This window comes from Aeromicrobium sp. (genome assembly GCF_047606445.1).
In the GTDB taxonomy this organism is placed as follows: domain Bacteria; phylum Actinomycetota; class Actinomycetes; order Propionibacteriales; family Nocardioidaceae; genus Aeromicrobium.
In genome coordinates, this window is the sequence record NZ_JASGEK010000032.1 from 57,026 (window position 1) to 67,819 (window position 10,794).

Annotated in this window: 14 protein-coding genes and 1 pseudogene; 14 read left to right on the forward strand and 1 reads right to left on the reverse strand. The window is 68.5% G+C overall.

Features of this window, described 5'->3' with window-relative positions; translation table 11 throughout:
• The first annotated feature begins 7 nt into the window (after positions 1-7).
• The 4 genes from coxB to QM621_RS07810 all read left to right on the forward strand — a co-directional run bounded on the left by coxB (position 8) and on the right by QM621_RS07810 (position 4,201).
• Positions 8-802, forward strand: a complete 795-nt coding sequence (coxB, locus tag QM621_RS07795) for a cytochrome c oxidase subunit II (protein WP_414989807.1) — start codon at positions 8-10, stop codon at positions 800-802.
• A complete protein-coding gene (ctaD, locus tag QM621_RS07800; RefSeq protein ID WP_414989808.1) occupies positions 802-2,508 on the forward strand; it encodes a cytochrome c oxidase subunit I in 1,707 nt (568 codons plus the stop codon). Before coxB ends, ctaD begins: the two co-directional genes overlap by 1 nt.
• A gap of 3 nt (positions 2,509-2,511) precedes the next feature.
• On the forward strand, positions 2,512-2,907 hold the full coding sequence (locus tag QM621_RS07805) for a cytochrome c oxidase subunit 4 (protein WP_414989809.1): 396 nt from the start codon (positions 2,512-2,514) through the stop codon (positions 2,905-2,907).
• A gap of 76 nt (positions 2,908-2,983) precedes the next feature.
• Complete coding sequence (locus tag QM621_RS07810; protein ID WP_414989810.1) at positions 2,984-4,201, forward strand: Ig-like domain-containing protein; 1,218 nt, start codon at positions 2,984-2,986, stop codon at positions 4,199-4,201.
• Positions 4,202-4,264: 63 nt separating this feature from the next.
• Here QM621_RS07810 and QM621_RS07815 read toward each other — a convergent pair whose 3' ends face one another.
• On the reverse strand, positions 4,265-4,399 hold the full coding sequence (locus QM621_RS07815) for a hypothetical protein (protein WP_414989811.1): 135 nt from the start codon (positions 4,397-4,399) through the stop codon (positions 4,265-4,267).
• A gap of 81 nt (positions 4,400-4,480) precedes the next feature.
• Here QM621_RS07815 and QM621_RS07820 point away from each other — a divergent pair, with 81 nt between their 5' ends.
• The 10 genes and pseudogenes from QM621_RS07820 to pdxT all read left to right on the forward strand — a co-directional run.
• Positions 4,481-4,990, forward strand: a complete 510-nt coding sequence (locus QM621_RS07820) for an HIT family protein (RefSeq protein WP_414989812.1) — start codon at positions 4,481-4,483, stop codon at positions 4,988-4,990.
• 13 nt (positions 4,991-5,003) lie between these two features.
• Positions 5,004-5,642, forward strand: a complete 639-nt coding sequence (gene pgsA, locus QM621_RS07825; protein WP_414989813.1) for a phosphatidylinositol phosphate synthase — start codon at positions 5,004-5,006, stop codon at positions 5,640-5,642.
• Positions 5,643-5,746: 104 nt separating this feature from the next.
• The gene (locus QM621_RS07830) at positions 5,747-6,046 is read left to right on the forward strand and encodes a diiron oxygenase (RefSeq protein ID WP_414989823.1); all 300 of its coding nucleotides are present in this window, start codon (positions 5,747-5,749) and stop codon (positions 6,044-6,046) included.
• 24 nt (positions 6,047-6,070) lie between these two features.
• The gene (gene pdxS, locus QM621_RS07835) at positions 6,071-6,994 is read left to right on the forward strand and encodes a pyridoxal 5'-phosphate synthase lyase subunit PdxS (protein WP_414989814.1); all 924 of its coding nucleotides are present in this window, start codon (positions 6,071-6,073) and stop codon (positions 6,992-6,994) included.
• Between the two features lie 133 nt (positions 6,995-7,127).
• Complete coding sequence (locus QM621_RS07840) at positions 7,128-7,661, forward strand: alternate-type signal peptide domain-containing protein (RefSeq protein ID WP_414989815.1); 534 nt, start codon at positions 7,128-7,130, stop codon at positions 7,659-7,661.
• A 10-nt stretch (positions 7,662-7,671) separates the two neighbouring features.
• Positions 7,672-8,214: a signal peptidase I gene (locus QM621_RS07845; protein ID WP_414989816.1), complete on the forward strand. Its 543-nt coding sequence runs from the start codon at positions 7,672-7,674 to the stop codon at positions 8,212-8,214.
• Positions 8,214-8,861, forward strand: coding sequence for a hypothetical protein (locus tag QM621_RS07850; protein ID WP_414989817.1), 648 nt, complete (start codon positions 8,214-8,216; stop codon positions 8,859-8,861). Before QM621_RS07845 ends, QM621_RS07850 begins: the two co-directional genes overlap by 1 nt.
• Positions 8,854-9,492 carry a SipW-dependent-type signal peptide-containing protein gene (locus tag QM621_RS07855; protein ID WP_414989818.1) on the forward strand — a complete coding sequence of 213 codons (639 nt, stop codon included), beginning with the start codon at positions 8,854-8,856 and terminating at the stop codon, positions 9,490-9,492. The genes QM621_RS07850 and QM621_RS07855 overlap by 8 nt, the downstream gene beginning before the upstream one ends.
• Positions 9,489-10,478 carry a signal peptidase I gene (locus QM621_RS07860; protein ID WP_414989819.1) on the forward strand — a complete coding sequence of 330 codons (990 nt, stop codon included), beginning with the start codon at positions 9,489-9,491 and terminating at the stop codon, positions 10,476-10,478. The genes QM621_RS07855 and QM621_RS07860 overlap by 4 nt, the downstream gene beginning before the upstream one ends.
• A gap of 37 nt (positions 10,479-10,515) precedes the next feature.
• A pseudogene (gene pdxT, locus QM621_RS07865) lies at positions 10,516-10,794 on the forward strand (pyridoxal 5'-phosphate synthase glutaminase subunit PdxT); the annotation flags it as partial.

A 10,794-nucleotide genomic window follows, 5' to 3' on the forward strand; every position in this document is an offset into this window, starting at 1 on the left:
CGCCCTCTTGGCAGTCGTAGTCACCGGCTGCTCCCCTAAAGACGATTCCGACCTCAAACGTCTGGCGCTCCCCGAGGCGGGCAGTGATCGCACGGATGAGATCTGGAACCTCTGGCTCGGCGCGTGGATCGCGTGCTTGGTCGTGTTCCTGTTGGTCTTCGGCCTCATGCTCTGGTGCATGGTCCGCTACCGTCGCCGCAGCGCCGACGAGGTGCCCTCGCAGGTGCGGTACAACCTGCCGATCGAGGCGCTGTACACCTTCGCTCCGGTCATCGTCGTGGTGGTGTTCTTCTTCCACACGGTCACCGCGCAGAACGCGATCTTGGAGAAGGTCGACGAACCCGACCACACCATCGAGGTCGTGGGCTCCAAATGGCAGTGGGCCTTCAACTACCTCGACGAGGACGCCACCGCCGGCGAGGACGTCTACGACTTCGGCACCCCCGACGACCCGGCCGAGCTGTGGCTTCCGGTCGACGAGTCGGTCCGTTTCGACCTGAAGTCCCCCGACGTCATCCACTCGTTCTGGATCCCGGAGTTCTACTTCAAGCTCGACGTCGTCCCCGGCAAGGTGAACTCCTTCGACGTCACACCCACGCGGGAAGGCGTCTTCACGGGCCGGTGCGCCGAGCTGTGCGGCCTCTACCACTCCCGCATGATCTTCAAGGTCCGCGTGGTCGACCGGGCCGAGTACGACGCCCACCTCGCCTCGCTCGCCGACGACGGCCAGACCGGCCGTCCGGCGGGCGGCGAAGAGGCCGACCAGATCGCCGGACTCAACCCCGAAGGAGCCGAGCACTGATGGCCGCCAGCGCCGAGAAGACCCTCGCCCAGAAGGTCGTCAACTGCCTGACCACGACCGATCACAAGGTGATCGGCAACATGTACCTGGTCACGTCGTTCTCGTTCTTCCTCATCGGCGGCGTGATGGCGCTCGTGATGCGCGCCGAGCTCGCGCGTCCGGGCACCACCTTCGTCGACGACGAGACCTTCAACCAGCTGTTCACGATGCACGGCACCGTGATGCTGCTGATGTTCGCCACGCCGTTGTTCTTCGGCTTCGCCAACGCGATCATGCCGCTGCAGATCGGCGCGCCCGACGTCGCGTTCCCGCGCCTCAACATGTTCAGCTACTGGCTGTACCTGTTCGGCTCGCTCATCGCGGTCTCCGGCTTCCTCACCCCGAGCGGCGCGGCCAGCTTCGGCTGGTTCGCCTACGCCCCGCTGTCGGACGGCGTGCACTCGCCGGGCGTCGGCGGCGACCTCTGGGTCATGGGCCTGTACCTCTCCGGCATCGGCACGATCCTGGGCTCGGTCAATTTCGTCACGACGATCTTCTGCATGCGGGCGCCGGGCATGACCATGTTCCGGATGCCGATCTTCGTGTGGAACACGCTGGTCACGAGCCTGCTCGCGCTCATCGCCTTCCCGATCTTCGGCGCGGCGCTGCTGGCGCTCGCGGCGGACCGTATGTTCGGCGCGCACGTCTTCGACCCCGCCAACGGCGGGCCGATCATGTGGCAGCACCTGTTCTGGTTCTTCGGGCATCCCGAGGTGTACATCCTCGCCCTGCCGTTCTTCGGCGTGGTCTCGGAGATCCTGCCGGTCTTCGCCCGCAAGCCGATCTTCGGCTACGTCGGCCTCGTCGGCGCGACGCTGATGATCGCCACCCTGTCGGTCGCGGTGTGGGCCCACCACATGTACGTGACCGGCTCGGTCGACCTGGCGTTCTTCAGCTTCATGACCTTCCTCATCGCGGTGCCCACCGGCATGAAGTTCTTCAACTGGATCGGCACGATCTGGGGCGGCAGCCTGTCCTTCGACTCGCCGTTGGTCTGGTCGCTGGGCTTCTTGACGACCTTCCTCTTCGGCGGTCTGACCGGCGTCATCCTGGCCTCGCCGGCCCTCGACTTCCAATTGTCCGACTCGTACTTCGTGGTGGCGCACTTCCACTACGTGGTGTTCGGCACGGTCGTCTTCGCGATGTTCGCCGGCTTCTACTTCTGGTGGCCGAAGTTCACCGGCAAGATGCTCGACGAGCGGCTGGCCAAGATCCACTTCTGGCTGCTGTTCATCGGCTTCCACATGACCTTCCTGGTCCAGCACTGGCTGGGCATCGAGGGCATGCCGCGCCGGTACATCGACTATGCGCCGAGCGACGGCTTCACCACGCTCAACGAGGTCTCCTCGATCGGCGCCTTCCTGCTGGGCGCGTCGATGATCCCGTTCTTCTACAACGTCTGGAAGTCGCGCGCGTCCCAGCCGGTCGGCCTGGACGACCCGTGGGGCTGGGGCCGTTCGCTGGAGTGGGCCACCAGTTCGCCGCCGCCGCGCCACAACTTCCACTCGCTGCCGCGCATCCGCTCCGAGAGCCCCGCCTTCGACCTCCACCACCCGGAGATCGCCGCGCTGGAACTGCACGACAACCCCGATGAGACGGCCCCGCTCGCCGACGCCCCGAACGTCGAGGGCAAGGCCGAGGCCATCAACGACGCCAAGGAGTCCTGACCCATGAAGGCCGAACTCTGGACCATTGTCGGTTGCTTCGTCTTCTTCGTGATCATCGCGCCGATCTACTGGGTGCTCACGAGCGATCCGACGGGCTCGGTGGCGCTGGCGATGACCGCCCTGCTCTGCGCCCTGGTGAGCTTCTACCTGGCGGTGGTGTCCAAGCAGATCCCGGAGCGTCCGGAGGACCGCAAGGACGCCGAGATCATCGACGGTGCCGGCGAGCTGGGCTTCTTCCCGGCGTCGAGCTGGTGGCCGCTGTACTCGGCGGCCTCGGCGGCCGTGGTCGTCCTGGGCATCGTCTTCGGCTGGTGGCTGTTCATCATCGGCGTCGGTTTGGGCGCGATGTCGGTCGTCGGCTGGGTGTTCGAGTTCTACCGAGGCGTCCACAAGCACTGACCCGGCCCTACGTCGCAGAACAACGCCCCTGGCCGCAATTCGCGGGCAGGGGCGTTCTGCCGCTATTCTTAGTCGGGTGAACAATAAGCTGTGGATGGCGGCCCTCGCCTCCGTGCTCGTCGCCTCCGGCTGTTCCGGAGGCTCCTCCTCGTCCGAAGGCGAGGACGATGGCGCCACTCCCGCCGTGGTGACGAGCAATGTGACCGATGGCCAGTCCGATGTCCCCGTCGAGACCGTGGTGACGGTCGACGTCGCCGACGGCGAGATCGGCGACGTCACGTTGACCGCCGACGACGGCAGCGTCATCGCCGGCGCCCCGGTCGTGGAGGGCGGCGACGAGGAGGAGACGCCTGCCGCAGCGACTCAGTGGGTCGCCGACGACAGGTTGGAGCCCGGTCTCGGCTACACGCTGGTCGCGACGGCCATCGGCGACGACGGCAAGGACGTCACCACGACGCAGACGTTCACGACACGGTCGCTGACCCTCGACGAGCAGACTTTTCCCTCGGTGTCGCCTCTTGCCGACGCCACCGTCGGCGTCGGCATGCCGGTGGTCGTCAACTTCGATCTGCCGGTCACCGACCGTGCGACCTTCGAACGGAACATGCATGTCACCAGCGAGCCCGAGCAGGTCGGCAGTTGGAACTGGATTTCCGACAATGTCGCCCAGTGGCGCCCGCAGGAGTACTGGCAGGCGGGCACCAAGGTGCATGTCGACATCGACGTGAACTCGCTGCCGGCCGGCAACGGCATCTACGGCCAGGAGAGCAACGTCTTCGATTTCACGGTCGGCGACGCCGTGGTCGCGACCGTCGACATCTCGGGTTACTCGATGTCGGTGAACGTCAACGGCGAGGTGGTGAAGACCCTCCCGGTGACCACGGGCGACGCGACTCACCAGACGCGCATCGGCACGAAGATCATCATGGAGAAGTACGAGTCGATCGATATGGACGCCGCCACGACCGGCGTCGACTCGAGCGAGCCCGGCTACTACAACATCGCCGATGTCCGCTGGGCGATGCGGCTGACGAACTCGGGCGAGTTCATCCACGCCGCTCCCTGGTCGGTCGGGTCGCAGGGCAACGCCAATGTGAGCCACGGCTGCACGGGCTTGAGCTTGGAGAACTCTCGGTGGCTCTTCGAGCAGATGAAGATCGGTGACGTCGTGGAGTATGTCAACGGTTCCCGGCCGCTCGAGGCGAACAACGGCTGGACCGCCTGGAACGTCTCGTGGGAGGAATGGGCCGCTGGCTCCGCTCTCGTCGGGGAGGGGGACGCTCCGCAAGCTTGACTCGTCTCCTGCGTCGAGGGTTCGCGGATCTTTCAGTTGTGCGCGTCGGGTTGAGAGTGTCGTTCATCCGTCGTGCCAGTCGTGGCGGGTGAGGTCGGCGTTGGTGAGTCGCTGCATCTGCTCGTCGCCGACTTTGACACGTGCGGGGTGCTCGTGGGTGTCGAGGATCGCGGTGACGGACGTAGTGAAGTTTTTCACGATGCCGGGTTTCTCGGAGTATGTCGGCGAGTTCGCGGGTGGACGACCGAGTCCTCGTGCCGAACGCATTAGTCTGTCGGCGTGACCGAGGGAGACGACCGGCTGGAGCGGCTGTGGCTGCCGTATCGCATGGCCTATGTGCGCGGGGAGAAGAACGACGTTCCCGGGTGCCCGTTCTGTCGGATCGCCGACGGCGGTGCGCAGTCGGAACTGGTGGTGGCGCGCGGCGAGACGTGCTTCGTCGTGCTCAACCTCTACCCGTACAACCCGGGCCACCTCATGGTGGTGCCGAACCGGCACGTCGCCGACTACGTCGACCTGACCGACGACGAGACGGTTGAGGTCGCCCGGATGACCCAGCGCGCGCTGCGGACGGTCCGCGAGGTCTCGCAGCCCGCCGCGTTCAACGTCGGTCTCAACCTCGGCAAGGTCGCCGGCGGCTCGGTCGCCGAGCACCTGCACCAGCACGTCGTGCCCCGCTGGCCCGGGGACGCCAATTTCATGACCGTGGTGGGGCAGACCAAGACGCTGCCCCAACTCCTCGAGGACACCCGCGACCTGCTGGCCGCCGCGTGGTCCGACGCGAACTAGACCCGGAGATCCGATGCTCGAACGCTTCCGCCAGTTCTGGACCAAGCTGCTGGCCCCCATCGCCCACTTCCTGTTGAAGATCGGCGTCAAGCCCGATCACGTCACCATCGTCGGCACTGCGGGCGTCGTCTTCGGCGCGCTGTTCTTCTTCCCGCGCGGCGAGCTGTTCTGGGGCGTCATGTTCATCACCGCCTTCGTGTTCAGCGACCTGATCGACGGCTACATGGCGCGCACGTCGGGCCAGTCGAGCAAGTGGGGCGCCTTCCTCGACTCGACGCTCGACCGGGTCGGCGACGCCGCGATCTTCGGCGGCCTGGCGGTCTACTACGTGTCGGCGCACGCCGAGGCCGACCTCGGCGAAGTCCGCTGGTACTTCTACCTGAGCCTGGCCTGCCTGGTGCTCGGCAACCTCACCTCCTACGCCCGCGCCCGCGCCGAGAGCCTGGGCATGCAGGCCAAGGGCGGCATCGCCGAGCGCGCCGACCGGCTCGTCGCGATCCTCGTGACGACCGGCTTCAACGGCCTGCTCGACCTGCCGGTCCTCACCGAGATCACGCTGTGGGCGCTCGCGGTGGCCAGCCTGGTCACGGTCTTCCAGCGCATGGCGACCGTGCGCCGTCAGGCGGTCGCGAACCCGACGCCCGACGCCTGACCATGTCTATGCGACATCGCCATCGACGCATAGACGGTGGTCGGGTCGGGCCGGCTTGACCGCCGACACCGACTCCTCTCTCGACCAGGCCCAGGCCTCCGTCGATCCCGTCGGACGCCACGAGTGGTGCGGAGCGCAGTCCAGGGTGCGGCAGATCGTGGCGTCGGGCCGACATCATGAAGGTCGGCCTGCGGTTCGGGAACCTGTTGATCCGCGGCATCGTGCAGTACGTCTTCGCTCGGCCCAACGGCTCGGCGGAGTTCTGCTGCCTCGCCCGCGAGGCCGCCGAGGAGTGCCGCCACACGCAGATGTCCCAGGGGTGCGTCAACCGCATCGGCGCCGACAAGTCCTGCTCGCCGAGACCGTCGACGTCTTGCTCAGTGATATCGCCGCCGGACGGCTGAGGCCCCGTCGTTAGACTCCGGCGGGTGAGCAGCGAACAGACGAGCCCCGTCCCGACGAGCCAGGCCCCCGAGGTCGGTACCGCCCGCGTCAAGCGCGGCATGGCCGAGATGCTCAAGGGCGGCGTGATCATGGACGTCGTCACCGCCGAGCAGGCCAAGATCGCCGAGGACGCCGGCGCCGTCGCCGTGATGGCGCTCGAACGCGTCCCGGCCGACATCCGCGCCCAGGGCGGCGTGGCCCGCGCCAGCGACCCCGACCTGGTCGACGGCATCATCGAGGCCGTCTCGATCCCCGTCATGGCCAAGGCCCGCATCGGCCACTTCGCCGAGGCGCAGATCCTGCAGAGCCTCGGCGTCGACTACATCGACGAGTCCGAGGTGCTGACCCCGGCCGACTACGCGAACCACATCGACAAGTGGTCCTTCGACGTGCCCTTCGTCTGCGGCGCGACCAACCTCGGCGAGGCGCTGCGCCGCATCACCGAGGGCGCGGCCTTCATCCGCTCCAAGGGCGAGGCCGGCACCGGCGACGTCTCCAACGCCGTCACCCACATCCGCAAGATCACCGGCGAGATCCGCCGCCTCCAGAGCCTGCGCGACGACGAGCTGTACGTCGCGGCCAAGGAGCTCCGGGCGCCGTTCGACCTGGTCAAGGAGGTCGCGACCACCGGCGAGCTCCCGGTCGTGCTGTTCACCGCCGGCGGCATCGCCACCCCCGCCGACGCCGCGCTCGTCATGCAGCTGGGCTCGGAGGGCGTCTTCGTCGGCTCGGGCATCTTCAAGTCCGGCAACCCGGCCGAGCGCGCCGCCGCCATCGTCAAGGCCACGACCTTCTACGACGACCCCGACGTCGTCGCGAACGTCTCGCGCGGCCTCGGCGACGCGATGGTCGGCATCAACGTCGACGACATCCCCGAGCCGCACCGCCTGGAGACGCGCGGCTGGTGACCGGCGAGTAGTACGCGGTCTAGCCCGAACGGGCTATTTTTCCTTCGGGGAACGGTCCGGAGTCGCGCATCGGGCCGCAAGCCGTCATACTCGGGGGACACGCACCTCCGCGTGACGCACGAGGGAGAATCCTATGAAGAAATCCACCAAGGGCGCGTTGGCCGCGGCTGCGGCCGCCGTCCTGCTGCTGGGCGGCGCGGGCACGCTGGCCTACTGGACCGCCGACGCGACGCTCGACGGCGGCTCGGTCACCGCCGGAGAGATCACGCTCACCGACGTCCAGTGCGCGTCGAGCTGGACCCACGACGACGCGGGCGGCACGGAAGCGGTCACCACGATCGTCCCCGGCGACACCATCACGAAGCAGTGCACCGGCACGCTGACCCTCGTCGGCGACCACATCGGCGCCACGGTGGACCTGTCCGACGCGGGCGTCACCGGCACGGGCGAGCTCGACGAGGCGTTGGAGGTCAGCGCCACGATGACCTCGCCGGCCGCGACGATCACCGACCCGGGGACGTACGACGTCGTGGTCGACATCGACGTCGAGTTCCCCTATGACGGCCCGGTCTCGACGGACCCGACGACCGACGCCGACAACACCACGCAGCTCGACACGGCGACGCTCGACGAGCTCACCCTGGTCGCGGTGCAGACCCACCCCTGATCTGACGTTCGTGCGTCGCTGGGCCGGATGGCTCGGCCAGGTGCTCGCCTGGCTGGTGATCCTCGGAGTGGTGGTCGTCCTGGCGGTCGCGGTGCTGATACCGCGCATCGCCGGGGCGACCCCCTACACCGTGCTCACCGGCTCGATGCGGCCCGACTACCCGCCGGGAACGCTGGTGGTGGTCAAGCCGGTCGAGCCTGAGCAGATCGCGGTCGGCGACGTGATTACCTATCAACTGGAGTCGGGACGCGCCCCTGTGGTGACGCACCGCGTCGTCGAGGCGCGCACCAGCCTCGACGGCGAGACGACGTTCGTCACGCGGGGCGACGCCAACGGAGCCGACGACGAACTGCCGGTGATGCCGGTGCAGATCAAGGGAAAGCTCTGGTATGCGGCGCCGTATCTGGGCCATGTGAACCAGGCGTTGAGCCCGGGTCAGCGGCAGACCGCCGTGTACGTGGTGGCCGGGGGCCTCATCGCCTACGCGGCGTACATGTTCATCGGAGCCCTGCGGGGCCGTGACACTGAGAAGAAGAAGGAGGAGACTGACTGATGCGTCGTTCGTTCGCGCTGTTCGCGCTCCTCCTTCTCGTCTCGTCTCCGGCGCGGGCTGCTGAGGAGATCGGGGTGAGCCGCGACGGCGTCACCTGGTCCCAGACGCTGCCGACGCCGCTGTTCGACCCGTCCGTCCGCTGGGTTCCCGGCGATGTGCGGACCTCGACCTTCTACGTCCGCAACGACGGCTCCTCAGCGGCGTACCTGACCGTCGCCGCCCGCGGTGCGGACGATGATCGTCTCCTGGCCGACGACGACATCGCCTTGCGCGCGCGGGTCGCCGGCGGCGACTGGACGCCGCTGGAGAACGGGGCCTCCGGCATCGCTTTGACCGAGCAGTCGATCGCCCGCGGCGAGGTGGCCGAGATCGACGTCGAGGCGGCGTTCGCCTGGGAGTCGGCCAACCAGTCCCAGACCAAGCAGCTGGCGCTGCGCTTCGACGTGCGCCTGACGGCCGCCGAGGCCTCTGACGGAGGAGGCGTCGATCCTGACGAGGGCGACCCTGACGACTCCGGCCTGGTGGCGGGCCTCCTCCCGCGCACCGGCGCCGGCGTGACGCTGTGGTCGGCCCTGACCGGACTCGTGCTGCTGCTGGTCGGGTCGCGGCTGACCCGTCGCCGTGCCGAGGAGGTCGGCCATGGGTGAGCACACAGCCGTCCGCGGTCGGCGGCGCCAACCTCGCCAGCACCGCGCGGTCGCGGTCCGGGCGCTGCTGTCGCTCGGCCTGCTGGCCGGTTTCGGGGCCATCGGCACGACCGCCTACTGGACCGATCAGGCGGTCGTCGCCGGCGGCACGATCACGTCGGGGTCGATGGACATGCGGTTCGACACCACCGGCGCCGTCGGCTTGAGCACGGGATACGCCAAGAGCGCGATCACCTGGACGGGCCTGGTGCCGGGCGAGAGCAAAGCCTTCGACTTGACGGTCAACAACGTCGGCGACCCGCCGTTCACGTACACGGCCACGGTCACCCAGGGGTCCAGCCCCACATGGACCTACGTCGACACGCCCGTCACCGTCCAGTTCTTCAACGGCTCGGCCCAGGCGGACACCGTCTATCCGCAGCAGGACACCTGCTCGGGCACGGCCCTCGGCACGGCGCAGACCGTCGACACCACGAACAAGGCGCTCATCACCAGCGCCCCCACCGTCGCCGCGGGCGGGTCGCATCAGATGTGCATGGTCGTCGGCATCGCCGCCTCCGCCACGAACGACAACCAGAGCAAGACCGGGTCGCTGTCGTTCTCCTTCACGGCCACCCAGGCGGCGTCGTGAGGCGCGCGGGCTACTGGATCGCGGAGGCCGCGCTGTGGACCGGCGCGGTCCTCGGGACGCTGAGCCTCCTGGCGGCGCTGCTCGCGCTCAGCGGCGCGGTCCGGCCGCTGGTCTTCACCTCCGGGTCGATGGCCCCGGAGATCCCGACCGGCTCCCTCGGCTTCTCGCGGCCGGTGAGCGCCTCGGACGTCGCCGTCGGCGACGTCGTCAACGTCACCCGTGGCGACGGGCAGCAGGTCACGCACCGCGTCGTCGGCGTCGAGCCGGACGGCTCGGCGGTCCGGCTGACCCTCAAGGGGGACGCGAACCGCACCCCCGACGCCGAGACCTATGTCGTGACCGGCGCGCACCGGGTCTTCTTCGACGTGCCCTGGCTCGGTCGGGTCGCCACGGAGTTGAAGAATCCCCTGGTGAGCCTGACGCTGGTGGCCTTCCTCGCCGCGCTCATCGTCAGTCCGCTGATGTTGCGGGGGCGTCGGCGGCGCGACGGCCGGGGCCGCCGGCGTGCGGTGAGGCATTCCGGAGCGCACGCGGCGGCGGTGCTGGCTGTCGTCGCCTCGCTCGCGGCCGCGCACAGCGTGACGCCCACCATGGCCGGATTCACCGACACCTCCGTCCTCGCGGCCGGGAGCCTCACGGCCGGGTCGGTGACCAAGCCGGCCGAGACGTCCCCCAAATGCGCGGTGAGCAACGGGCTGGTGACCAAGACGCTCACGACCTACTGGACCGCCGCCACGACGCCCACGACGTTGACCTACACGGCGGTCGTCCGCGAGACGGGCACGTCGTTGACGGTGACCTCCAGCGGCACCACTCGTTCGGCCAAAGTCACCAACGGCCTGTTGGATCTCACCAACCTTCTCGGCGCCACGCTGCATATCGACGTCACGGCGACGTTGCCCGGCACCAACTGGACCGCGACCTCGACCCGTACCTTCACCGTCGCCGCGCTGACGGCGTACCTCGCCTGCGGCGCCTGGTCCTGACCCCGCCGCCCAGGGTGTCGCCGTGCCCTCCTCCCCCATGATCGGCGTGCTGGCGCTGCAAGGCGACGTCCGTGAGCACGTCGCGGCGCTCCGTCGGCTCGGCGCCCGTGCGGTCGCCGTGCGCCGCCGGTCCGAGCTCGACGAGTGCGACGGCCTGGTGCTGCCCGGGGGGAGTCCACGACGATGGCGAAGCTCGCCCGGACGTTCGACCTCTTCGACCCGGTCCGGGAACGGCTGGCCGGCGGCATGCCTGCGTTCGGCACCTGCGCGGGCCTGATCCTGCTGGCCGATCGGATCGAGGGCGGCACGAGCGGCC